The organism is Tritonibacter mobilis F1926 (assembly GCF_000376545.2).
GTDB classification, from domain to species: domain Bacteria; phylum Pseudomonadota; class Alphaproteobacteria; order Rhodobacterales; family Rhodobacteraceae; genus Epibacterium; species Epibacterium mobile.
Genome location: NZ_CP015230.1, coordinates 647,223 through 671,448, shown reverse-complemented (window position 1 = coordinate 671,448; position 24,226 = coordinate 647,223). Strand labels below are relative to the sequence as shown.

22 protein-coding genes are annotated in these 24,226 nt (G+C 60.5%); 12 read left to right on the top strand and 10 right to left on the bottom strand.

What is annotated here, in order from left to right; translation table 11 throughout:
* Positions 1 to 5 precede the first annotated feature (5 nt).
* From K529_RS03165 to K529_RS03150, 4 genes are all read right to left on the bottom strand, one after another.
* On the bottom strand, positions 6 to 1,271 hold the full coding sequence (locus K529_RS03165) for a sarcosine oxidase subunit beta family protein (protein ID WP_046002421.1): 1,266 nt from the start codon (positions 1,269 to 1,271) through the stop codon (positions 6 to 8).
* Between the two features lie 501 nt (positions 1,272 to 1,772).
* Complete coding sequence (locus K529_RS03160; protein ID WP_005634395.1) at positions 1,773 to 2,135, bottom strand: hypothetical protein; 363 nt, start codon at positions 2,133 to 2,135, stop codon at positions 1,773 to 1,775.
* 107 nt (positions 2,136 to 2,242) lie between these two features.
* The gene (locus K529_RS03155) at positions 2,243 to 2,881 is read right to left on the bottom strand and encodes a VOC family protein (RefSeq protein WP_005634392.1); all 639 of its coding nucleotides are present in this window, start codon (positions 2,879 to 2,881) and stop codon (positions 2,243 to 2,245) included.
* A 77-nt stretch (positions 2,882 to 2,958) separates the two neighbouring features.
* The gene (locus K529_RS03150; RefSeq protein WP_005634390.1) at positions 2,959 to 4,389 is read right to left on the bottom strand and encodes a Glu/Leu/Phe/Val family dehydrogenase; all 1,431 of its coding nucleotides are present in this window, start codon (positions 4,387 to 4,389) and stop codon (positions 2,959 to 2,961) included.
* 389 nt (positions 4,390 to 4,778) lie between these two features.
* On the opposite strand from K529_RS03150, the gene K529_RS03145 reads away from it, so the two are divergent.
* From K529_RS03145 to K529_RS03135, 3 genes are read left to right on the top strand one after another with little or no spacing between them, the layout of a single operon-like run.
* Positions 4,779 to 6,530, top strand: coding sequence for a TadE/TadG family type IV pilus assembly protein (locus tag K529_RS03145; RefSeq protein ID WP_005634387.1), 1,752 nt, complete (start codon positions 4,779 to 4,781; stop codon positions 6,528 to 6,530).
* Positions 6,527 to 7,075, top strand: coding sequence for a TadE/TadG family type IV pilus assembly protein (locus tag K529_RS03140; RefSeq protein ID WP_005634384.1), 549 nt, complete (start codon positions 6,527 to 6,529; stop codon positions 7,073 to 7,075). Before K529_RS03145 ends, K529_RS03140 begins: the two co-directional genes overlap by 4 nt.
* Positions 7,076 to 7,078: 3 nt before the next feature.
* The gene (locus K529_RS03135; RefSeq protein ID WP_005634377.1) at positions 7,079 to 7,690 is read left to right on the top strand and encodes a TadE/TadG family type IV pilus assembly protein; all 612 of its coding nucleotides are present in this window, start codon (positions 7,079 to 7,081) and stop codon (positions 7,688 to 7,690) included.
* Positions 7,691 to 7,785: 95 nt separating this feature from the next.
* On the opposite strand, the gene K529_RS03130 is transcribed toward K529_RS03135, so the two are convergent.
* Both K529_RS03130 and K529_RS03125 read right to left on the bottom strand, forming a co-directional pair.
* Positions 7,786 to 8,241 (bottom strand): glyoxalase superfamily protein, encoded by a 456-nt coding sequence (locus K529_RS03130; RefSeq protein WP_046002420.1) that lies wholly within the window; start codon positions 8,239 to 8,241, stop codon positions 7,786 to 7,788.
* Positions 8,238 to 9,632 carry an MATE family efflux transporter gene (locus K529_RS03125; protein ID WP_046002419.1) on the bottom strand — a complete coding sequence of 465 codons (1,395 nt, stop codon included), beginning with the start codon at positions 9,630 to 9,632 and terminating at the stop codon, positions 8,238 to 8,240. Before K529_RS03125 ends, K529_RS03130 begins: the two co-directional genes overlap by 4 nt.
* Positions 9,633 to 9,985: 353 nt before the next feature.
* Here K529_RS03125 and K529_RS03120 point away from each other — a divergent pair, with 353 nt between their 5' ends.
* A complete protein-coding gene (locus tag K529_RS03120; RefSeq protein ID WP_005648149.1) occupies positions 9,986 to 10,945 on the top strand; it encodes an SRPBCC family protein in 960 nt (319 codons plus the stop codon).
* A 2-nt stretch (positions 10,946 to 10,947) separates the two neighbouring features.
* Here the strand turns inward: K529_RS03120 and K529_RS03115 are convergent, their stop codons facing one another.
* Positions 10,948 to 11,439 carry a hypothetical protein gene (locus K529_RS03115; RefSeq protein ID WP_005648151.1) on the bottom strand — a complete coding sequence of 164 codons (492 nt, stop codon included), beginning with the start codon at positions 11,437 to 11,439 and terminating at the stop codon, positions 10,948 to 10,950.
* An 85-nt stretch (positions 11,440 to 11,524) separates the two neighbouring features.
* Complete coding sequence (locus K529_RS03110; RefSeq protein ID WP_005648153.1) at positions 11,525 to 12,175, bottom strand: helix-turn-helix domain-containing protein; 651 nt, start codon at positions 12,173 to 12,175, stop codon at positions 11,525 to 11,527.
* A 64-nt stretch (positions 12,176 to 12,239) separates the two neighbouring features.
* Between K529_RS03110 and K529_RS03105 the strand changes: the two genes are divergently transcribed.
* The 6 genes from K529_RS03105 to K529_RS03080 all read left to right on the top strand — a co-directional run bounded on the left by K529_RS03105 (position 12,240) and on the right by K529_RS03080 (position 20,806).
* Positions 12,240 to 13,514 carry an FAD-dependent oxidoreductase gene (locus K529_RS03105; protein ID WP_046002418.1) on the top strand — a complete coding sequence of 425 codons (1,275 nt, stop codon included), beginning with the start codon at positions 12,240 to 12,242 and terminating at the stop codon, positions 13,512 to 13,514.
* Between the two features lie 53 nt (positions 13,515 to 13,567).
* Positions 13,568 to 14,503, top strand: a complete 936-nt coding sequence (gene lhpI, locus K529_RS03100) for a bifunctional Delta(1)-pyrroline-2-carboxylate/Delta(1)-piperideine-2-carboxylate reductase (RefSeq protein WP_046002417.1) — start codon at positions 13,568 to 13,570, stop codon at positions 14,501 to 14,503.
* A 100-nt stretch (positions 14,504 to 14,603) separates the two neighbouring features.
* Positions 14,604 to 16,058 carry a Na+/H+ antiporter NhaC gene (nhaC, locus tag K529_RS03095; RefSeq protein WP_005644081.1) on the top strand — a complete coding sequence of 485 codons (1,455 nt, stop codon included), beginning with the start codon at positions 14,604 to 14,606 and terminating at the stop codon, positions 16,056 to 16,058.
* A gap of 238 nt (positions 16,059 to 16,296) precedes the next feature.
* Positions 16,297 to 17,652 carry a sigma-54-dependent transcriptional regulator gene (locus K529_RS03090; RefSeq protein WP_046002416.1) on the top strand — a complete coding sequence of 452 codons (1,356 nt, stop codon included), beginning with the start codon at positions 16,297 to 16,299 and terminating at the stop codon, positions 17,650 to 17,652.
* A 350-nt stretch (positions 17,653 to 18,002) separates the two neighbouring features.
* Positions 18,003 to 19,724: an OFA family MFS transporter gene (locus K529_RS03085; protein WP_005651385.1), complete on the top strand. Its 1,722-nt coding sequence runs from the start codon at positions 18,003 to 18,005 to the stop codon at positions 19,722 to 19,724.
* 170 nt (positions 19,725 to 19,894) lie between these two features.
* On the top strand, positions 19,895 to 20,806 hold the full coding sequence (locus K529_RS03080; protein WP_009176736.1) for a pirin family protein: 912 nt from the start codon (positions 19,895 to 19,897) through the stop codon (positions 20,804 to 20,806).
* A gap of 355 nt (positions 20,807 to 21,161) precedes the next feature.
* Here the strand turns inward: K529_RS03080 and K529_RS03075 are convergent, their stop codons facing one another.
* Both K529_RS03075 and K529_RS03070 read right to left on the bottom strand, forming a co-directional pair.
* A complete protein-coding gene (locus tag K529_RS03075; protein ID WP_046002415.1) occupies positions 21,162 to 21,650 on the bottom strand; it encodes a GNAT family N-acetyltransferase in 489 nt (162 codons plus the stop codon).
* Between the two features lie 5 nt (positions 21,651 to 21,655).
* A complete protein-coding gene (locus K529_RS03070) occupies positions 21,656 to 22,243 on the bottom strand; it encodes a TetR/AcrR family transcriptional regulator (protein WP_046002414.1) in 588 nt (195 codons plus the stop codon).
* Between the two features lie 125 nt (positions 22,244 to 22,368).
* Here K529_RS03070 and K529_RS03065 point away from each other — a divergent pair, with 125 nt between their 5' ends.
* Positions 22,369 to 22,671, top strand: coding sequence for a hypothetical protein (locus K529_RS03065; protein WP_046002413.1), 303 nt, complete (start codon positions 22,369 to 22,371; stop codon positions 22,669 to 22,671).
* A 96-nt stretch (positions 22,672 to 22,767) separates the two neighbouring features.
* Positions 22,768 to 24,054, top strand: coding sequence for a homoserine dehydrogenase (locus K529_RS03060; protein ID WP_046002412.1), 1,287 nt, complete (start codon positions 22,768 to 22,770; stop codon positions 24,052 to 24,054).
* The last annotated feature ends 172 nt before the right edge of the window (positions 24,055 to 24,226 follow it).

Genomic DNA, 24,226 nt, shown 5'->3' with positions numbered 1-24,226 from the left:
GGCGCTTAGTGCAGATTATGTTGCGCACCGGTGCCCTCCTCATCCATCAGACCATAGCCGCTGCGGAACCGGTCCAGCTTGAACCGGGTGGCTGCCGCATGCGGGCGACCGGTGGCAATCAGATGCGCAAAACAATCCCCCGAGGCCGGCGTCGCCTTAAAGCCGCCGTAGCACCAGCCCGCATTGAGATAGAGACCGTCAATCGGTGTCGTATCAATAATGGGTGAGCCATCCGGCGTCATATCCATGATGCCGCCCCAGCTGCGCAGCAGCCGCGCCTTGGTCACAGCGGGCACCATGGCGGTGATCGCCTCCATCACATGTTCCTGCGTTGGCAGATTGCCGCGTGCCGCATAAGAGCTGTAGAAATCCAGATTGCCGCCAAAAACCAACCCGCCCTTGTCGGACTGGCTGATATAAAGATGCCCGGCGGCAAAGGTGATGACGTGATCAATCACCGGCTTCAGCCCCTCAGAGACAAAGGCCTGCAACACATGGCTCTCGATGGGCAAGGTCAGCCCCGCCATCGCCGCCACCTGCCCCGAGCGCCCCGCCGCCGCCAGCGCCACTTTCTTGGCTTTGATCGGGCCGCGCGCGGTCTGCACACCGGTCACTTTGCCCCCTTCGACATCAATGCCGGTGACTTCGCAGTTCTGGATCAGATCGACGCCATATTGATCCGCACCGCGCGCAAAGCCCCAGGCCACCGCGTCATGGCGTGCCGTCCCCGCGCGGCGCTGCAACAATGCGCCCATGATGGGAAAGCGGTTGTTGTCATAGTTCAGGAACGGCACCAGTTTCTTGAGTTGGTCGCGATAGAGGATCTCTGCATCGTCGCCCTGATTGATGATGGAATTGGCGCGGCGCACGGCGGCGTCGCGCTGGCCATCGTTGTGAAACACATTCAGGATGCCGCGCTGGGACATCATGGCGTTATAGTTGAGGTCCTGCTCCATCCCCTCCCAGAGCTTCAGGGAATGGGAATAAAACTCCGAGTTGCCGGGCAGGTAGTAATTGGCGCGCACAATGGTGGTGTTGCGCCCGACATTGCCGCCGCCGAGGTAGCCTTTTTCAAGCACCGCAATATTCCGGAGGCCATGTTCCTTGGCGAGGTAGTAGGCCGTGGCCAGCCCGTGACCGCCACCGCCCACGATAACCACATCATATTCGCGCTTCGGCTCCGGGTCGCGCCAATGGGCGGTCCAGCCCTTATTGCCGGTCAGCCCTTCTTTTAATACGCGCCATCCGGAAAATTTTCCCGAAAACCCCATGGCCCACTCCCCAAACGGTGTCTCGACGTTGCGCTGCAGGAATACACAACGCACCCTCTGTGCCAAGTGCTAGCGGGTTTGAACCATGAGTCCTAGTCCGTACGCGACAAAGCAGCAGCCGATTGCCGCAGATGGGCACGAACTGGGCAGTTATGTCCAGTGCTAATTGAGTGCAGGATGTTTCGACTCTAATGCTTTGAGCGAATGCGACCCCCAAGTCAGATTGCCATCAAATCAGGTGGCGATCTTAGATCGGCTGCGGTGAAGAAGGTGCTGCTCGATTGGCAGGTGGCGTAGGTTCGGCCTGAGTCCAACTCTGAGCGATGCTGCGCCGCGCACCGGCCGCTAGCGAAGCGCAGATGGCAGGCTTTGCAAAGTCTCGAGATCTGCCTCTTGGGCGGCGGTCCCATGTTGCTCAAACTATAGAAGGAGCAGACCTTCGCCGCAGATCCAGCCACCAACCATCATCGAACGTAAGAGATGCGGGACGGAGCTGCCGTTCTAAATTTCAGTATAGCCGCTTTGAACAAGACGTTTGACCGTTGGATACCTAAGCCGCAGATAGGCTAAAATTCCGCTTAGTTCGTTCTCAATGTCGATATCATCGGGACACTGCAAAATGCTCACTTCTGAGGCGTCGTCCATATAGCTTCGCGCTGTAATCTGTGTGCCCGTGTGTTCAAAGGTGTACTGCAAGTAATTGTAAAAGTAGGAGCATTCCCCCGACCGTGGATCAAGGTCGGTATCAACGAGATGCTCGACTTTGCTTGGCAACTGTTCGCTGAGGCCATTCACGATAAGTGCTCTTTTTTCTCGATACCCGAAGGTGTTGCTGACGATGTTTGGATGGTCAACATATGCCATTTCGCTGCGTTCGCATCAATCAAGCATCATGGTAGGTATGGGCTCGAAACAGACCTCGCCACACGGGCTTGGGTTGCTCGTGTTTGCAGCTCGGAACACAGCACAGGTCAGGTCAACTCGCAGATCCCGGCTGGGGTCTCGATCCGGGCGCGGTAGCGCAGGGATGGGCCTTTGATGATCTGGGGCGGATTTGCACATTGAAACCGCTGGAATAGCGCAGAAATGGCGTCCGGGTCGGGGTGCTCCAGCGTGAAATCCAGAAGGCGTGCGCCCAGATCGGGGATGTCATTCATGGCAGTCGGCTGCCCACAATGATCTATAACCGAGGGCAAGGCCCCACCGAGTGGCAACCTGCCATCGTTGGGAATGGCAAACTCAAATTCTGGTGCCTCCCGTGGCAGCGAAACCCGCGCGCCAAAGACGCTGCCTTCTCCTGTAAGGAGGCTCGCGAGCGAAGGCGTATTGGCAACCCAGCCGCGCAAGCGCCGCCCGGCGTCCCAGTCGGCTCGTACGCTGTCCTGATCGTCCAGCCCGAACCATCGTGCGCGCGGGGGTGGCACACCGTCAGGATCACGCGCCACGATCTCCAGATAGACGCGCCCGCCAAGCTGTAGGCGGTGATTGTGGGTGCCCATGTAGATGTGACGGGTGCCGAATGGCACCTTGAGCCCCAGGCACTCCTCTACATGCGCGCAGCCCTCCGCGAGTGAGGGCGCGATGACGGTCAAGTGGTCGAGAAGCAGCATCGCCGTCCCCCATCTGCTCCAAAACAAAAACGGCGGGATGATACCCGCCGTTTCCATTGATTGCGATATGGTTCGCCTCAGAGGCCCTTGGCGCGGTAGCTTGCGGCCACTTTGCCGATGGAGACCAGATAGGCGGCGGTGCGAAGGTCGGAGACATCGTCACGCTCGTGCCAGACTTCACGCATGGACTGATAGGCGATGCGCATGGTGTCATCGAGACCCGAACGCACCAGCTCCAGCTCGCCCGCGCCGCGGAGGTATTTCTCCTTGAACTTGGGATCGAGCGTCCAGGCTTTGCCCATGCTCTCCGAGAGCATTTCAAGCTGGTCGACCACAAGCTGGTGGCGCGCCTCTTCCTGACGGCGCTGCATGCGACCAAACCGGATGTGCGACAGGTTCTTGACCCACTCAAAGTAGGAGACCGTCACACCACCGGCGTTGGCATACATGTCAGGAATGATCACCGTGCCTTTTTTGCGCAGGATCTCATCCGCGCCTGCGGTCACAGGACCGTTTGCCGCCTCGATGATCAGCTTGGCCTTCACGTTTTCGGCGTTGGAGAGGTTGATCACCCCTTCCAGAGCCGCCGGGATCAGGATGTCGCATTCTTCTTCGAGGTATTTGGCACCGTCCTTGATGTAGCGCCCGGTGGGGTAGCCATCGACGCCGTCGTGCTTTTCAATCCACGCGCGCAGATCCTCGATGTCAAAGCCGTTTTCGTCAAACAGCCCGCCATCACGCTCAATCACGCCAACGATTTTACAGCCGTCTTCCTCAGAGAGGAATTTCGCCGCGTGATAGCCCACGTTGCCGAGGCCCTGCACGATGACGCGTTTGCCATCCAGCGTGCCGGAGAGACCGGCCTTGGCCTTGTCTTCCTCGTAGCGGAAGAATTCCTGCAGCGCATATTGCACGCCGCGACCGGTGGCCTCGACCCGGCCAGCGATGCCGCCCGCATTGAGCGGCTTGCCGGTGACACAGGCGCGGGAGTTGATGTCGGTGGTGTTCATGCGGGCGTATTGGTCCGCAATCCACGCCATCTCACGCTCGCCAGTGCCCATGTCGGGGGCGGGCACGTTCTGCGATGGGTTGATCAAGTCGCGCTTGGCCAGCTCGTAGGCAAAGCGGCGGGTGATCAGCTCCAGTTCGTGTTCTTCGTATTGGCGCGGGTCGATGCGCAGACCGCCCTTGGAGCCACCAAACGGCGCCTCGACCAGCGCGCATTTGTAGGTCATCAGCGCCGCAAGCGCCTCCACTTCGTCCTGGTTCACGCCCATGGCATAGCGGATACCGCCCTTCACGGGTTCCATATGTTCGGAGTGGACCGAGCGATAACCGGTGAACGTATGCATCTGACCGCGCAGGCGCACGCCGAAACGCACCGTGTAGGTGGCGTTACAAACGCGGATCTTCTCCTCAAGTCCAGGCGGCAGGTCCATCAGCGCCACCGCGCGGTTGAACATGAGATCCACACTTTCGCGGAAGCTGGGTTCTTTGAGATTGCTCATGGGATGATCCCCGTCCTTCTGAAACGACTCAAGCAGTTACTATGCGCCCCATCTATGCAGAGAACGTTACCAACTGCGACCGGTATTCCCCGATTTTGCACAAATTTTTGGCAGTTTGTGAACTTTTTCGAAAACGAATCGTTAATGGCCCTGCAATGGCCCTGCTCACGCTCGGGCGGGCCATGGGGGGATTGTTTCTATGTTGCAAACAACTCCTCAGACGCCCTGCGGATTAAGCTCAAACTTTCACTAGAAACGCCAATTTAGGCGGGATTTCGCCCCAGTTCAGCCACCTTCGTCAACGAATAATAAAGAGTATTTTCATGTCCGCGTGCCTGCGCCTGCCTGTTGTGCGCCCCGCGCCCGCTGACCGAAGGAAAGAATGAACTATGAAGGTAAGCTTCTGGACTTCATCTGCCTTGACCGGACCGCAGCCGCGCCTGGGCTTTGTTGACGAATTGCGCGCGTTTCGCAGTGACGAAAGTGGTGTTCTCGCCAAGCCGATGATCATGATCCTCGTCTTGATGTTCGCGTTAGGCGGGCTGGGGATGGACCTTGTACGCATGGAGCGCGACCGGACCAATCTGCAATATACGCTGGACCGTGCGGTGCTGGCGGCGGCCGATCTCGACCAGCCGCTGGACCCGGAAGCGGTGGTGATCGACTACATGTCGAAATCAGGTCTGGGTGAATATACAACCGTGGTTGTGCCCGAGGTTTCGCCCACCGCCAAACGCGTCAAGGCAAGCGTGGATACCGAATTCACCGCCGGGTGGATGAACAGCATCTTCTACGAAGACTACATGCGCAATCCAGACACCTATGAACTGGAGCCGATTACACTGCCGCTGCTGGCTTCCTCGACCGCGGTGGAGAGCATCGGCAATGTGGAGATCTCTCTGGTGCTCGACGTCTCGGGCTCCATGCGCAACAACAATCGTCTGGTGAACCTGAAACGCGCCGCCAAGGAGTTCGTCCAGACCATGGACGACAACACCGAGGACGGCAAAATGTCGATCTCGATCGTACCCTATTCGACCCAAGTGTCGATGCCTGCGGCCTTTCTTGATGAGATGCGCGTCAGCGATGAGCACAGCTATTCGAATTGCATCAACTTCGACGGCTCCGATTTCAACACGACGGGCCTCAACCTGTCGCGCGAATACGAACGCACGATGCATTTCAGCGTGTGGGATTACTATGACTACCGCGACGAAGACGAGCATGTGCGCCAACCGACCTGTGCCTCTGACGCGGATAATCCAGAGCGCACGGCGCTGTTGATGTCAGATAACGTGGCACAGCTGCAAAGCTATATCGATGCTTTCGTGGATTCCGAGAACACATCCATCGATCTGGGCATGAAATGGGGAACCGCCCTGCTGGACCCCTCCGTGCAGCCGATTATCGCCACGCTTGCGAATGACGCCAACCCGAACCAGTCGATTGAAGCCCGCTACGCCAATCGCCCGGTATCCTATCAGGACACCGAAACGCTGAAGGTCATCGTGATGATGACCGATGGTCAAAACACCGCACAATATTACATCAAGGACGACTACCGCGAAGGTTTGACGCCGGTTTGGTACAACTCTGAAGAGAATGTATATTCCACCTACGACCCCAACCGGTACGGGAGCGATAAGTACTATTGGCACCAAACTGGACAGTGGGAAGATCACCCCTATGGAAATGGCACCTATCAAGAGACGTATTGCGACGGCAACGAGTATTACGGCAGATGTTATTACGGCTCTTGGAAGAAGAGGACCGTCGAAGAACCCGGTGAAGCCCTGCAACTCAGCTACGCTGACCTCTTTGCCGAGACCTCTTTGCGATATCTCTACAGAGACCTCTTTGGCGATTGGATGAGCAACGCCAGTTGGTACTGGTACAACCGCCTCTATAGCTACGTCGGCGACAGCACCAAAGACTCCCGCACATTGGCGGTCTGTGATGCCGCTAAAGAGAAGGGGATTGTGGTCTTCACCATCGGTTTCGAAGCCCCCTGGAGAGGTCAGCAAGTCCTGCAAGCCTGTGCGAGCTCCGCATCCCACTACTATGATGTGGACGGGCTGGAGATCTCCGACGCCTTCGCATCGATCGCCTCTGCGATCCGCCAACTGAGGCTGACAGAATGATCTATCGAACCTCTATACCTGCACTGGTCCAAAAATTCCGCCGCAACGAGGATGGCAATGCGACCATCGAGTTTGCAATCCTCTTCCCGCTGATGCTGATGGTGCTGTTTGCCGCGGTTGAGTTGGGTATGATCAACTACCGCCAGATCATGCTGGATCGCGCCATGGATATGACGGTGCGAGACATCCGGCTCGGCACCGGTGGCGATATGCAGCATGACGATATCCGCGACACCATTTGTGCCCGCTCGGGTTTTATCAAAATGGCGGAATGCAATGTGTCGCTGAAGCTGGAAATGGTGCGTCTGGATCCCTTCAACTGGGGTGGTATTCCGCCACAAGCCGACTGCGTGGACAGTGTCGAGGAAGCCGATCCGTTGATCAACTTCACCAATGGTGGCTCTAACGACCTGATGTTCCTGCGCGCCTGTGCCAGTGTCGATGTGCTCTTCCCGAATTGGGGTCTTGGTGAAGCGTTGCAGAAAGACGACGGCGGGCGCGTGAACCTCTATGCGTCCAGTGCCTTTGTTCAGGAGCCTCAGTGACCCATGTTCAGAAAAATCACACATAAGTTACAAGAGTTTCGCCGCAAAGAAGATGGCAATATTGCTCTTGAGGCCGCGCTGTATCTGCCGCTTTTGCTTGGGGTCTTTGCAGCGACCTACACGCTGTTTGACCTGTTCCGGCAGGAAACCGTCAACACCAAAGCCGCCTATACCGTATCGGACCTGATTTCCCGAGAGACGGCCGCGCTGAACGATGACTACATCGACAGTATTTACACGCTGGGCAAGCTGATGGCGCGGGCGGGTTCTGACATGTCGATGCGGGTCTCGGTGATCCGTTGGGATACGGACGATGATCGCTATTATGTGGATTGGTCGGTGGAACGTGGCGATCAGATGGAGATCTGGACCGACGCCAATGTGACCGCACTCAATAACAAATTGCCCCTCATGCCCGATCAGGAACGGGTCATCGTGGTGGAAACGTGGAACGATGTGGAGCCTGCCTTCAGGCTTGAGGCGATCGGGGTTGGCAAGCGCGAGATCTATAACCTCGTCTTCACCCGCCCCCGCTTTGCATCACAGGTGGCGTTTGAGGGCTCTGTGGTCAGCGATGGCTCCGTACATGACGACGACGACAACGCCGGCACGTAAGATGATCTGTTGACGCGGCCTGTTTCGCCGGGTTGAGGTCGCCGCTCCTTTTGGAGCGGCGACCTTGCGTTTCAGTGCCCAGTTTAGCGTTCTGTTTATGCCCGGGTGTGTCCGCCATAGACCCCCAGCACCAGATGGGGCACCCCGTCTGAGGTCCTTTCCCGACTGTAGCCCTCTGGTCCCACAACGGCCCTGATCCGGCGGCGCAGGTTTGAAAACCGCTCTGATGTGACCACGTCGACGGGGTGATCCAGTTCAAGCTCCACCTGCACCCAGCCGGGACGTCCCTCGGCGGGGGTGGCCCGCAGGATACGGGCGGTGAACGGCTGCGACAGGTAATGGCCGCTTACATGATCACCCGTCGCATAGCTGCGCGCCTCGGACTGTGCCAATGTGGCGACGCAGGCGTTCCAATCGCGAAACCCCAGCTGCCGTGCGACATGTTCGAGCGCCGCGCTATGGCTACGTCTCTCGCCCGCCTGCGCCTGTTCGCTGCGCCATGCGCGCGCCGTAGCCTTGGCCTCAGAAAGGCTTGGGAGAGGCTGTCTCATGAGTTGCCCTCCGAAGCGCGGGTGGGGGCTGCATATCGCCGTGGGCCGTGTCTGCGCCGCAGGTCAATCAGCACCGACAGTGTGAGCAACAGCAGCGCCGCCTCCGCCAAGGGGGCGGCCAGCCAGATGCCTGTCTCTCCGAAATATGCCGCCAGCACGAAGGTCAGCGGGATCGAGAAGAGATAGGGTTTTGCCAGCCCCAAGAGCGCCGCCCGCGCCGCATCTCCGATGGCCTGAAAATGCATCGCCACCATCATCAGCGGCCCCGCCAGCACGAACAACCCGCCAAGGATCGGCAGAATGCGCGCAACCTGCGCGATGACGCCGGGATCCGCAACAAACCAACTCGCGATCTGCGCCGCACCCAAGCTGAGGGCCGCCTGTGTCACCGCGCAGTAGATCAGCGCAATCCAGATGGCGAGCCGGAGGCTTTGACGCGCCCGCAGCCGCTCACCCGCACCATAGAGATTGCCGGTGATGCTCTGCATTGCATGCGACAGCCCCAGAAGCGGCAGGAAGGTGAAGGTCAGAAGCCGGGTGATCACCCCATAAGCGGTGAGGGTCTTTGCGTAATCTGGAGCCTCCACCCATTGCAGCGCCGCCATGATCGCCGCCGACCCCAAGGCGATGCCGATGAAATTGAGGCTTTGTGGCGCACCGAGCGCCAGCATGCGCCCCCACCCTGCAATGAGGCTCTGCTGCCACAGGATCGCAGGGCGCAGCACAGTATTGCCGCGCAACCGGAACCCAAGGATCAGCGCGAGCGCCAAGGCCTGCGCCAGAGCGGTGCCTAGCGCCGAGCCCGCCACGCCCAGTTCGGCTTTGGCGATCAACAGGTAGTTGAAAGCGATGTTGGAGAGCGAGACCACAAGGCTCATCAGCGCCATCAGCCCGGCGCGGCCCTCGTTGCGCAGCGCGTCGGAGTTGACCGACAGCACAAACAGCAGCGGCGTACAGCCCACGGTGATGCGCAGGTAGGTATGGCCCATGGCGGCCAGTGTGGCATTGCCCCCGGCAGCGGCCTGCGTCACCGCATCGCCCCAGAGCACAAAGGCCACCATCAGCGCCACCGCAACCGCCAGCGCCAGCCCGTGCGCCCCGGCATAATCCGCCTGCGCCGCTGGTGTGTCGCCCGCACCGAGGTGCCTGGCAAGGCGGCTCGACATGCCGCTGGCCACCAGCGTCGCCAGCGCCACCACCAGCATATAGGCGGGAAACATCAAGGTGACGGCGGCCAGCGCCTCCGGCCCGACGAAATGCCCCAGAAACAGCGCATCGGCCACCGTGAGACACCCGTTCATCCCCATCACAAAGATGATGGGCAAGGCGGTTTTGGCATAGGTCGGACCCAATCGTCCGGTCAAAAAATGGTTGGTAGGGGAAGACGCCATATCCCCGATCTCCTCTTGCAAGTGTCGCGCAAGAACAGGATGGAGCCCGCATTACCACCCGCGCGATATGCGTGGAGGATGATCGATAGACAGAGATGTCCGCAGAACTTCACCAAGGCCAAAGGCCCGCGGGCGGCTGGGGTCTGCTCCCCTGCGCTATCGGATAGGCGGTGTCTTGAGGTGCGTCAAGTCCCGATGATCGCACCATTGGTCGCGTTCCCTCAGCCGCGTTTTTGGTTTAACCCAACTAAGGGCGATCATCGTCTGGCTTTGCCTGAGTTATTTTCAGGCATCCGGCCCGCCCAAAGCGAATTGAATTTTTCCTTTGTTTTTGCAGTTTACAGAAAGTCGTTATGGACATGCTCTCAAATTTTCTTCGGATACTTGCGCCAGCCATTGCGCTGGTTGTTGGCGTATTGGGCCTTGCCGCCCTGAGCGTGTCCACGATCGATCCCGTGGGCTTTGGGTATCTGTTCGGCTTTCCTGCCTTGGCCGGTTTTATCATCATGTGGTTCCGCCCCAAGAATTCATTCAAAACCTTTGGCAAATCGGTTGCATGGTTGTTGTCCATCATGCTGCTGTCTGTGCTTGGCTCTTGGGTCAGTGGCCTTGAGGGGCTGATCTGCATCACGATCGCTCTCATCCCGATCCTGTTTGGCACATTGCTTGGGGGCGTTTTATATCTCTGCTATGACCGCTGGAAAAAGCTCTCCAAGAGCACCCTGAGCGTTGCGAGCATGCCGATACTGGCCATTGCTCTGGCAAACGCCATACCCGCAAATCCTGAAGTTTATCAAATTTCCAACAGCATACTGATAGATGCTCCGCCCGCCGTTGTATTTCAGATGTTGAAATCCATTCCCGACATTTCGCCAGACGAGGTGGAGACGCGCCCCACCCATTTGCTGGGCGTGCCCAAACCGACCGCAGCGGTGTGGGAAGAGGGGGAAAACGGTGCGGTGCGGCATTCCTACTGGAGCGATGAGGTGCATTTCCTTGAACGCATCACCGCATATGATCCTGCCCGCCGCATCGCATGGGATTTTGAGTTCCCCGAGGGCTGGGCCCCAGAGGGTATTGAGGATCAGCATGTCAAAGTTGGCGGACCCTACTTTGATGTCTTGCGCGGCGAGTATCTGCTTGAGGAAAAAGACGGCAAAACGCAGCTGACCCTGACCAGCTGGACCTATGATGGATCAGGCATGGGGGGTTACGCCGAATTTTGGCACAATTTCTTTTTTGACGATTTCCACGACGTGATCTTGCATGTGGTGAAGGCACGCACAGAGCGCGCTTGGTCTGAACAGTCCTAAAATCACCCCGCGTCGCGCTCTACCATCATGGCGGCGAGGATTTCGGTCATGGTCTTGGTCTGTGATCCCGGTGTGACGCCGCCGACGCCGATGCGGCGGCCCAGGCGCCACCACAGACCCGGATACCAGCACTTGTCACCAGCGGTTTTGCTGCGCATCAAAAACCCGTTTGAGGGTTTGAACGCGAAGAACCCGCGATCCAGATGTTGCAGGTCGCTGATACGGATGATCTCGGTGCCGTCAGAGCAGCGCAGCCCCTCGGCGGTCAGTTCAAGCCGGTGCGCTGTGGCGTGCCACATGCGATAGCCCATCCAAAGCGCCCCCCCCGCGACCAGCAGCAAGAACCCCTGCCACGCCAAACCGGGCGTGCTGATCATCGACAGATAGAGAAGCACCAGTCCCAAACCCACCAGCATGCCCACACCGATCACCCGGCGGGCGGGCGATGCTTCTACGGTGGCGAGGATTTCGCCGCGGTCCATCTGGCTGCTCATCTGTTGTTCTCCCTCAGATCCTTTGCGTCGGATTAGCGAAAAATGCCGGGATCTAACAGTCCTTTTCGCACCTGCCGCACGGGGATCAGCTGAGACCCCCCAGATGGGTGCAGGCCCAGAACACCCGCGCCTCATTCGGGCCGGTGCTGCGCACGCCGTGGCGCATGGTGCTGTCGTAATAGGCGCAATCGCCCGCCCCGAGGATGACGGGTTCGTAATGTTCGACCATCAGCTCCACCTCGCCTTCGAGAACGAACAACAGCTCTTCGCCGTCGTGGCGATCAAGATGGGCGGGCACGCTGTCGCCTGCGGCGCTGATGGTGCCGATCAGGGGGATGATCTTCTTGCCGGTGAGCCCGTTGCAGAGCACCTCATACTCATACACTTTACCCTCGACCGAGCGCCCCTGCCCGGCGCGCGTGACCGTCAACCGGGTGGTGCTGACCTCGTCTTCGGGCTCAGCGATGAGCTTCTCCAGCCCGACACCATAGCCCCGTGCGAGTCGCAGCAGATTCTCAAAACTCGGGGACACTTTGCCGTTTTCGATCTTGTAAATGGTCGAAACCGCAAGGCCCGTGCGCTCTGCGGCTTGTTCCAGCGTCATCCCAGCGGAACTGCGTAAGCCTTTGACACGCCTGCCGAGTTCAAGCCGGATCCTTTGCTTTTCACTGTCATCCAGCAATGCCGCTTGGACATCGGAGGAAAAGGGAGAGTCTTTTTTTGTTGTTTGGGACATGATTTTTCTTATTTTACCAAAAAATTGCCCATAGGCCGCGTGCCCGAGCTATTTGGATGAAAGTATGCATGACCAGCAGAAGCGTGGCCAGCGAATTGCCGTGATCGGAGCGGGGGTGGTTGGGATGGCCACCGCCTACCACCTCGCGGAACGCGGCCACCACGTGACCGTGATCGAGCGCGCAAAGGCCCCTGCCGAGGGCTGCAGCTTTGCCAATGCGGGGATCATTGCCGTCGGTCATGCCGAGAGCTGGGCCGGGCCTGCCGCGCCTGCGCAAATGATACATGCGCTGCTGGGCCGTACCCCGAGCGTGAAGATCAGCAAGCTGATGGACCCGCAACTGTGGCGCTGGGGGCTGGCGTTCTTGCGTCAGTGCTCGGCGCGGGCGCATCGGGAAAATTCCGGCGCGATGGCGTGGCTCGCCCGCCATGGGCGGCAAGAGTTGCAGGCCTTGGAGCAAGCCACTGGGCTTGCTTTTGAGCAGGGGCATGACGGGGCCTATTATCTTTATGGGGAAGAGAGCGCCTTTGCGGCGCGCAAGGAGTCGGATCATCTCGAAGGCTTCTCCCCCATGAGCGCCGAAGAACTGACCCAATGGGACCCGGCGCTGAAGGTTTATGGCGACAGGCTGAAAGGCGGGCGGTTGTCCTCAGTCGACAGTAAGGGCGATTGCCGCCGGTTCACCAGAGCGCTGGCGCAGTGGCTGGAGCAGAACCGGCAGGTCGCGTTCCGCTATGGCGCAACGGTCACCGGGTTCGAGCGCGCACAGGGGCGCGTGTCGGCGGTGCAGACCACAGACGGGCCAGTGCCCTGCGATCAGTTGGTGATCGCGGCAGGTGTTGGCACGGTCGCGCTCGGCAAACAGTTAGGTGTGCGCCCGCTGATCTACCCGGTCAAAGGCTATTCGGCGACCTACCCGATACGGGATGGTGCGTATATGCCAGCCCGCCCGCTGGTCGATGAAACCAATCTGATCGCAGTCACCCGGCTGGGATCTTACCTGCGCGTCACCGCCATTGCCGAATTTGCAGGTCACGACAGCAGCCCCAACCCGGAGCGCGCGGCGTATCTGGATGACTATGTGGCGCGCCACTTTGGCTGCGCGGTCGAGTTGGATGCAGTCACACATTGGGCCGGTCTGCGCCCCACCACCCCCAGCGGGCGGCCTTATCTGGGCCGTTTGCGCACCCACAGAAATGTCTGGCTCAACGCCGGTCATGGCCAGCTTGGCTGGACCATGGCGGCGGGCGCAGGACAGCTCCTCGCCGAGCGGCTGCATGGCGCTCAATCTCCCTCATACGGCGTTTCCGAGACAGCCCGCTGGCTGATCGCCGCCTAGGCACGGGCGTTATCCGCCCGGCGCTGCCTCCTCTTCACAGTTAGGATCGTTCAATGAAAATTCTCGACCAGGAACAGACCCGCGCCGCCCTGCCTTACGCGGAATTGATTGATGCATTGGATCAGGGATTTTGCGGCGCGTATGAGGCGCCGCTGCGCCATCACCACTATCTGGAAAACGCCGAAGAAGAAGACGATGTGCTGCTGCTGATGCCGGCATGGCGTGCGGAGGGCTTTGGCGGCATCAAACTGGTCAATGTGGTGCCCGGCAACAGCAAACGTGGCCGCGCGGCGCTGTCGTCGAGCTATGTGTTGTTTGACCGCGAAACCGGCGCGCATTTGCTGCTGGCAGATGGCGGAGAGCTGACAGCGCGGCGCACCGCTGCGGCCTCGGCGCTGGCGGCACGGCGGCTGGCCCGCCCCGAGAGCGCCACGCATCTGATCATTGGTGCCGGGCGCGTGGGCTTTAATCTGGCGCAGGCCTACCGTGAGGTGCTGCCGATGACGCGCACGCTGGTCTATGACATCATGCCGGAAAATGCGGCGCGCACGGTGGCAAACCTGAACGAGATGGGCATTGCCGCCGAGGTCACTGAAAGCGTCGAGGCCGCCGCAGCAGAGGCCGATGTGATCTCTTGCGCGACCCTGTCGCAGACACCAGTGCTGCAGGGTGCCTGGCTGCACCCCGGCCAGCACATCGACCTGATCGGCAGCTTTACTCCAACCATGCGCGAAGCGGACGACGCGGTGCTGACCCGTGCCACGGTCTATGTGGACACGATGGATGCGCTGGTGGAAAGCGGCGACATCAAGACCCCGCTGGAAACCGGCGTGCTCGTCGAAAGCGACATTCGCGCTACGCTCAAAGACCTGTGCGAAGGGGATCTGTCCCCGCGCCAGTCGCCAGAGGAAATTACCCTTTTCAAAGGGGTCGGTACCGCGATTGAGGATCTGTCGGCCGCAATACTCGCCTACAGATCCACCAGCTGATCCCAAAGAGACGACAACCGGTACCGGACCCCGCTGCACTCGGTGATGCCCTCATTGAGGCCAGGTCACGGTTCGCCACCCAACAGAGAGGACATGTTTCATGCCATTACAAAAAACGGACGTTCGTCCATCAATCGGTCTGGCGCTGCTGCCGATTGTGCTGACGCTCGGCATCCTTGGGGTGCAGATCTTTTATTTTGGGGATTTCACCCCGCATATCCCGCTGGCCATTGGTATCGCATTGACGGCCGTCGTGGGCCTGATCGAAGGTCTGAGCTGGGATGAGATCGAGAAAGGCGCATTCCATGTGATCGCGGTCTCCTTTCCCGCCGTCTCGGTTCTGATCCTTGTCGGCATGATCGTCGGTACATGGATCGCCTCGGGTACGGTTCCGACATTGATCTATTACGGGCTATCGCTGCTGTCGCCGCAGCTGTTTCTGGCTGCGGGCATGATCCTGTGTTCCATCGTCTCCTTGGCGCTTGGGACAAGCTGGGGCACCGTGGGCACCGTGGGTCTGGCGCTTATGGGCATTGGCGAAGGCTTTGGCATTCCTGCATACTGGACCGCAGGCGCAGTGGTTTCGGGGGCCTTCTTTGGCGATAAAATCTCGCCCCTGTCGGACACCACCAACCTTGCGCCCGCCGTGACCGATACGCAGCTGTTTGATCACATCCGCAACATGCTGCCGACCACGGTTCCGGCCATGCTGATTGCACTGGCGATCTATACGGTGATGGGCTTCAACCTTGGCGAAGGGGAGCCGTCCTTTGAACGGATCGAGAGCTTTAAGACCGCGCTGGATGGCTCTTTTGACATCACGCCCTGGCTCTTGTTGCCCGCGCTTTTGGTGATCGGGCTTGCGATGATGAAGATGCCCGCAATCCCGACGCTGTTCATCGGTGTCGTGGTGGCCTCGCTGATCGCGATCTTTGTGCAGGGCGCATCGGTGCATGACGTCTTTACCTATGCCAACTACGGCTACTCGGTTGAAACCGGGGTGGAGGCGATGGACGCGCTGATGAACCGGGGCGGCATTCAGTCGATGATGTGGACCATCTCGTTGATCCTGATTGCGCTTGGTTTTGGTGGCGCGCTGGAGCGCACAGGCTGTCTGGCCGCGATCATTGAGCTGCTGACCAAGCGGGTGAAGACCATCGCGGGCGTGCAGACCTCGGCGATCCTGTCGTCGATGGCAACCAACACCGTGGCAGGCGACCCCTATCTGTCGATTGCGCTGCCAGGTCGGATGTTCAAGCCGGTCTATGACCGCATCGGCTATTCGCGTCTGAACCTTGCCCGCGCCACCGAAGAAGGCGGCACCATCATTTCGCCGCTGATCCCATGGAACGCAGGCGGTGCCTTTGTGATCTCGGCGCTGGCGCTGGGGATCTCGGAGGGCAAGATGGAGAACCTTCTCTATATCCCGCTGTCCTTTGCCTGCTGGCTGGCGCCGGTGTTTGGCATCTTCTACGCATGGACGGGTTTCTTTACGCCCACGGCAGAAGAGACCGGCGAGGTCGCACCGGACGCAGCCCAGCGCCCGGCGGAGTAAGCTCTGACAAGATTGCTCCCGGTTGTGACCGGGAGCAATCCCCCCTTCTGGCATTGCCCTTTTGACGGGCAGCCACGCATTTTTCGAACATCCCCGCCTGACGCTTCATCTGTGCTGAACGCCTTTGCTGTGATGCGCTCAGGTCTGCCTGTTCGCCTTGTCGTTGAAAAACACGCTTGCCAGCACCGCCCCGTCACGATTTGATGCCCCGACACTGCAGCGAGGAGGAGGCGCGGGCATGGAGGTGATGGAGCGCCCGGATACAAGCGAGCCTTTGGCGCGCGCGCAGATCCTTGTGGTCGATGACGAGCCGGGGATGCGCAATTTCCTCGTGAAGACGCTGCGCCCGCTGTGCCGGGGCGTCGATGAGGCCGCAACCGCCGCAGAAGCCGAACAGTGTCTCGCGCGCCAGCACTACGATGTGATGCTGCTCGATAACATCATGCCCGGCACCAAAGGGCTGGACTGGCTGGCAGAGCGTCAGCGCACCGGGGGCTTTACCGAAACCATCATGATCACCGCCTATGCGGATTTTCACATCGCGCTAGAGGCCCTGCGGGCGGGCGCTTCGGATCTGGTTCTCAAACCCTTTCGCTCCAATCAGATCGTCAATTCGCTGCGGCGCAGCCTTGAGGTGGCGCAGCTGAAGCGCGAAAATCAGGCGTTGCGCCGGGCGCTGGCGCAATCTGATCCCGGCAGCCGCCGCACAGACCTGATCGGCAGTTCTGCCGCTATTTCAGACGTGCGCGCGGTGCTGGAACGGGTGGCGCAGCTCAAGACACCCGTGCTGATCACCGGTGCCTCTGGCACGGGCAAGGAAGTTGCCGCACGCCACCTGCACAAACGCTCTGCCCGCGCGGATGCGCCTTTTGTGGCGATCCATTGCGGCGCGATCCCCACCGAGATGATTGAGGTCGAATTGTTTGGCCATGCCCCCGGTGCCTTTCCCGGTGCGCAGGGTGCGCGCGAGGGGCTGCTGGCCTCCGCGCAGGGCGGTACGGTGTTTCTGGACGATATGGCGGAACTCAGCGCCCATGCGCAAACCGCCCTGCTGCGCGTCCTAGAGGATGGGGTGATCCGCCCGGTCGGATCAGAGCGCGACGTGCAGCTGGATCTGCGCTTTGTGATGTCCTCGGCGCGCTCGCTGCAACAGGCGGTTGCAGAAGGCCGGTTCCGTCGCGATCTTCTGTATCGGATCAATGTGGTCGAATTGGACATGCCGCCGCTCAAACTGCGTGGCGCGGATGTTGTGGATCTGGCGGAGCTGTTCCTCTCTGAGATTGCTGGCACCATGGGTGTGCCGCCGCTGGAAATCCCTCCCGGCGTGCGCTCGGCCATGTTGCGCTATGACTGGCCCGGCAATATCCGCGAGCTGCGCAATTTTGTGGAACGCGCCCTGATATTTGGCCGCTTCCCCGCTGCCATTGGTGAAGACCATGGCCATGATGCCGAGATTGCCCCGCTGGAGGATGTGGAGCGCCGCGAAATTCTGCGCGCGCTCGAACTGGTGGGGGGCAATCGCACAGAGGCCGCACGACGGCTTGGTGTGTCGCGCAAGACCATAGACCGCAAATGCGCCACTTGGGGGCTGTGAGTCCTGCATCGCGCGCACGAACCGCATCTGGGCCGCATCTGGGTGCCCTGCGCCCGATCTGCGTATTTCCGACTAAAAACAGCGAAAAAACGCAAAAACTGCAAAACCGGACAAACTAACCCGGTTTTCCCGCAGACACGGCCCACCCGCAGGACAATTTGTCTCAAACTGCGCCATCTGACCGGCGCTTCAAGGACAGAAGATATCCATAAGCAATTGTTATTGCTAATAAATTATTTGACATCGCAAGTTTCCACCTGCCTTTCTCCCTCTCATATGCGGCCGCATGCATGAGGAGGCACGACCGCAGAGCGAACAGCCTGAGCTTAGGCCATAAGGGAGGAAACCACATGAGCACCGCACAAGGTGGCGCATTGTCATTTCTGCGCAAGGAACACATCGTCGCAGAGCCGGGATTTAACCGCTGGCGGGTGCCGCCCGCATCCATTGCCATTCACCTGTGCATTGGCTCTGTCTATGCATGGTCGGTCTTCAACCCGCCGCTGACGCGCGAGTTGGGGGTGCTGGCCTCCAGCGCGGAGGACTGGAGCCTCAGCTCGGTGGTGTGGATCTTCTCGGTCGCCATCGTGTTCCTCGGGCTTGCGGCGGCTTTTGCCGGCAAATGGCTCGAAGAGGTCGGCCCTCGCATGGTGGGCGTCGTTGCGGCGTTTCTCTGGGGCGGTGGCTTTATTTTGGGCTCGTTTGGCATCTCCACCCATCAATTGTGGTTGGTCTACATCGGCTATGGCGTGCTGGGTGGCTGCGGGTTGGGCCTTGGCTATGTGTCCCCGGTATCTACGCTGCTGCGCTGGTTCCCGGACCGGCGTGGTATGGCCACCGGCATGGCGATCATGGGCTTTGGCGGCGGCGCAATGATTGCCGCCCCGGTCAAGGGCTGGCTGCTGGGTCTTTATCAAAAAGCACCCGAATTCCTCGGCTCCGCGGACGCGGTGCAAACCATCGTCGAGGGCGGTCGTGTCTTTGCAGAGACCGCCACCGGGCGGCTGGAGGTGGTGGTGGCCACTGCCACGCAGGCCGCGAGCTTTGGCGGCGAGGCAGGCGTCTATGTGGTGGGCACCGGCAACACGGGTGCCGCGCAGACCTTCATGACCCTTGGCGTGGTCTATTTCGTGGTGATGATCCTCGCCTCGTTCCAGTACCGCGTCCCTGCAAAAGACTGGAAGCCCGCAGGCTGGGAACCCAAGCCCGTGGCCTCCGGCATGGTGTCGCAGAACAACGTCCATATCGACCAAGCCCTGAAGACGCCGCAGTTCTGGCAGCTCTGGGTGATGCTGTGCTTTAACGTGACGGCAGGCATCGGGGTGATCGGCGTGGCCAAGACCATGATGTCAGAGATCTTCGGCTCGGTGATGCCCTTGGTGGTGACGGCGGCGTTTGCATCGACTTACGTGCTGATGATTTCGGTCTTCAACATGGTGGGTCGTTTCTTCTGGGCCTCCACCTCCGATTACATCGGGCGCAAGGCCACCTATATGTGCTTCTTCGTGCTGGGCACGCTGCTCTACCTGTCGATCCCCTATTTCGCCAGCGCAGTGGCCACCAACCCGTCGCTGATCTATCTGATCGGCTTTTATGCGGCGACGATGATTATCTTCTCCATGTATGGCGGCGGCTTTGCCACCATCCCGGCCTATCTCGCGGATATGTTCGGCACCATGCATGTGGGCGGCATCCATGGGCGTTTGCTGACCGCGTGGTCCACCGCTGGTGTGCTGGGGCCGCTGGCGATCACGTCGCTGAGGCAAATGTCGGTGACCAGCGCAATCGAGGATCTGGCGACGCGCGTCGACCCGGCGGCTTTTGCGGCGAAATTCGGCGCGCCGCTGGCGCAGCTGGATCAATTGGTTGCGGCCAAGACCGTAACCATCGCCAAGCTGATGGAGATCGCGCCCGCAGGCACCATCGACCCGACGCCTTCGCTTTATAATACCACGATGTATTGCATGGCGGCGCTGCTGGTGGTGGCCTTTGTCGCCAATCTTGTGATGCGCCCGGTACGGGAACATCACCACCATGATGAGCCGGAACTGCAGGTGGTCGCGGGCGAATAACCGCAGACACATGTCACGACCCAACAGGGGCAGGATCATCCTGCCCCTTTTTTGTGCAGGCCCTTGCGCCTGCCCTGCATTCACGCACAGACCCGGTGAGTCTGCGCAGATTTTACCCAAGGCCCGATCCTCCTATCTATGAGCCACACCCTCTCATCAGGAGAAGTCTCATGTCCCTGCGTCCCATTCTGGAAAAACGCGCCGCACAGCCCACACTGGAGGGCGCAGGCGTGCATCTGCACCGCGCTTTTGGGTTTCAGGACCCAAGCGAGCTTGATCCCTTCCTGCTGTTTGACGATTTCCGCAACGATCACCCGGAGCTCTACCAACAGGGGTTTCCATGGCACCCCCATCGCGGCATCGAGACGATCACCTATGTACTGGAAGGCTCCGTCGAGCATGGTGACAGCCTCGGCAACACCGGCACGCTGGGCGCGGGTGATGTGCAGTGGATGACCGCCGGGTCCGGCATCCTGCATCAGGAGATGCCCAGCGGCAACACCAAGGGCCAGATGCACGGCTTTCAGCTCTGGGGTAACCTGCCCGGCAGCCAAAAGATGTGCGCGCCGCGCTATCAGGACGTGCAGGGCAAGGACATCCCCGAGGTGATCGACGACGACGGCACCCGGGTGAAGGTGATCGTGGGCGAATTTTGGGGCAAGCGTGGCCCGGTCGACGGTATTGCTGCCGATCCGCAATATCTCGATGTCTATGTGCCTGCGGGCGTCAAGAAGACCTTCAAGATCGACACCTACCGCCGCGCTTTCGCCTATGTCTTTGACGGTCAGGCGGCCTTTGCCGATGCCTCGCGCCCCACAGGCGTGCTGCTGGAAAAGGAGGTCGCAGGCCAAGAGGTCAACATCCGCGACATGTCCGGCGACCGCACGCTGGTGCGCTTTGGCACCGGCGACGAGATCACCGTGCAAGCGGGCCCCGAGGGCGTGCGCTTCCTGCTGATCTCCGGCGCTCCGATCGAGGAACCCGTTGCCTGGCACGGCCCCATCGTGATGAACACGCAGGCCGAGCTGCAAAAGGCCTTTGCCGAGCTGCGCAACGGGACATTTATAAGGCCCGCTCACTGATCGGGAAAACCGGTATCCACTTTTCCCTGCGAGCGGCGCGGCCCGCCCCCTGATCGGGAAAACCGGTATCTACTGCCCCTGCGAGCGGCGCGCTGGTGCCGCTCGCCCGAAATACGCCACAACAGGCGCGGATCGGGTCAAGGGGGCCAAAGGCCCCGCCCGGCACGGGCGGCGTGCCCTTGACGCGCCCAACCTCATCACACTTGAAAGCGGCTCCTGAGGGCAGACCTGCCCCTCAGGACCGTCTCAGCAGCCTTGTTTCAATCCGCCAGCGTCAGACACTCCGCCCCGCAAACAGCCATCACCTCGCCCCCAGCAGAATAAAAGCGCGCGGAAGCGCTCCGCTTGGCCCCTCTCAACCGCGCTGCGCATCCCAGATATAGGTGAGTTCACCTGCCTCGCTCGGCGCGCTCGGCACGAAGCCCTGCTTTTGCAGAACCCTGGCAGAGGCGGCGTTGTCCGCCATCACACCACTGGACAGGACCACAGGCTGGCCACGATACAGGTCCTGAAGCGCGCGCAGCATTTCACTGGCGTATCCCTGCCCCCAGGCCGCTCGAACAAAGAGATACCCGAGATGACGCAGGCGATCTCCCGCAGCCCCATGCGACAGGATCAGCAGACCGATCACGCCTCCGGCCGTGGTTGCCAGCACCACCACCTCTGCCTCCTGCTGCACCCCGTCCAGCAGCGCGCAGCGTGCGGCATCCGTCTCCAGTCCCTGAAAGCCGTCCGGCAGATAGGCAACCACCTCGGGTTCGAAAAGCGCTTCGCGATCCTGTGGCGACAGTCGCGCGACGGGGACCGCCCGCAACCGCTCCGACTGCAAGTCCAATAGTGCCATGTGGCCTACACTCCCACCGATTTGCGCACCATGTCCCAGTAGAGCGTCTCCACCTCCACCAAAGACAGCCGCCCGCCGTCGCGATACCAGGTCAGAACCCCGTTCAGCATCGCAATCACCGCAAGGGCCGCGATCTTGGTGTCGGGCACCTGAAACAGCCCCTGCGCGACACCGGCCTTCAGGATGCCCTCCAGCTGGTCCTCATAGGCGCGGCGACGGTCTTCGATCTTGGCAAAGTTCTCTTCCGTCAGGTTGCGCAGCTCCATATAGGCGATAAAAACCGCATCCGGGCGTTCCAGATTGTAGCGGATGTGAAACCGCACAAACCCCTCAAGCTGCCCCATCACATCGACCGGCACCTCTTCTGCGGCCCATGCGGACAGCAACCCCTCCATATGCGCCTGCATCAGATCAAAGAGCAGGCTTTGCTTGTCGGCGGTATAATTATAAAGCGCCCCGGCCTGCACCCCGACCGCGCCCGCAATCTGGCGCATGGACACCGCAGCATAGCCGTGCCGGGCGAACAACTCTTGTGCCGCCGCGCGGATGCGAGGGCCGGTGAATTCGGAATGAGAACCTTGCGTACGTGCCATAGACCCAAGGTATCTGAACATCTGTTCAGATAAAAGCACCATGGCGTGCTGCGCGGATTAACTTGTACCCTTAGGCGCATTTGTGCATCAAGGGCGAAACCTCAGACAGAAGATTTGGGACTTTCATGCCTGCCAGACAGACCGCCTTGATGCGAATGACACCCGCGCCCCGACTGGCGCGCCTGACGGTGCTGTCGGCCTGTGCCCTCCTGAGCGTATCGGCCGCCTGCTCGCGCGTGCCTCAACTTGAAGACCGCCTGCCTGCGGATTTGCGCAGCCAGCCCTACCCTGAATTGCTGCCGCTGGACACCGCGCTGGCGCAGGAGCCGCTGCCGGAGGAGGAAAGCGCCGCGCTGTCGGATGCGCTGGATGCTCGCGCGGACCGGTTGCGCAGGCGGGCTGAGGCGCTGCGCCGCCGCCAGCCCTGAGCCTCGTGTTCACAGTGTTGAACATTGCACCACCGGGCCAGAGCCGCTAAGGCGACATCGAACCCATAGACCGTCAAGACAATAAGGACCTCCACTATGACTGAACCGCTTCGACTGGGGATTGCAGGTTTGGGCACGGTCGGCATTGGCGTGGTGAAAATCATTCGCCGCCATGCTGCCCTGTTGGAGGCACGAACTGGTCGTCCGGTGGTCATCACCGCCGTCTCTGCCCGCGACGCCACTAAGGATCGCGGCGTGTCGCTTAAGGATTACGCCTGGGAGACCGACCCGGTCGCTCTCGCGACCCGCGATGACGTGGATGTGTTTGTCGAATTGATGGGCGGCCATGAAGGCCCCGCCAAGCTTGCAACCGAAGCCGCACTTGCCGCAGGCAAGGATGTGGTCACCGCCAACAAGGCGCTTCTAGCCATTCACGGTCAGGCCTTGGCCGAACAGGCCGAAGCCAATGGCCGCGTGATCCGCTTTGAGGCTGCTGTTGCGGGCGGCATCCCAGTGATCAAATCCCTGACCGAGAGCCTTGCAGGCAATGAAATCACCCGCGTCATGGGCGTGATGAACGGCACTTGCAACTACATCCTGACCCAGATGGAAGCCACGGGCCGGGGCTATAACGCCCTCTTTGAAGAATGCGGCCAGCTGGGATATCTCGAGGCGGACCCGCTGTTGGATGTGGGCGGCATTGATGCGGGGCACAAACTGGCGCTCCTGGCCTCTATCGCCTTTGGCACCAAACCCGCCTTTGATGATGTAAAGCTCGAAGGTATCCAGCGCATCGCCATTGAGGACATCCGCCACGCCGCCGACATGGGCTACCGGATCAAACTCTTGGGTGTGGCGCAGCGCTCGGCCCGCGGGCTGGAGCAGCGCATGACCCCCTGTCTGGTGCCTGCGGACTCGCCGCTGGGGCAGCTTGAGGGCGGCACCAATATGGTGGTGATCGAAGGCGATGCGATTGATCAGGTTGTGCTGCGCGGCCCCGGTGCCGGTGAAGGCCCCACCGCAAGTGCCGTGATGGGCGATGTTCTGGACATCGCGCGCGGCTTGCGGATTGCCACCTTTGGCCAGCCCGCGACCACCCTCTCTGAGGAACCCGCCGCCCAGACCGGCCTGCCTGCGCCCTACTACGTGCGTATGGCCTTGCAGGACAAACCCGGCGCGCTGGCCAAAGTGGCCGCAGCCCTTGGAGATGCGGGCGTGTCGATCCACCGGATGCGCCAGTATGACCACGCGACCACCGTCGCGCCGGTGCTGATTGTGACCCACAAATGCACCTCCACCATGCTGGAACAAGCGCTAGAGGCGCTGGCAGCCACTGGCGTGGTCGAAGGCGCGCCCGTGGCGCTGCGCATCGAAGAACTGTGACATTGCTGCCCTAGGATGGGCCTATGCGGACCGGCGGCTGGCAACGCGCCGCTGATCCGCGCAGCTGAGACGCAAAAGACGTGTTGTTAGCGACACCACCGCTGCCATGGCCTTGCCCCTCCGGGGGCGGGCGGGCTATGCCGGGTTGGATCGCGCAAGTTTGAGATAGGAA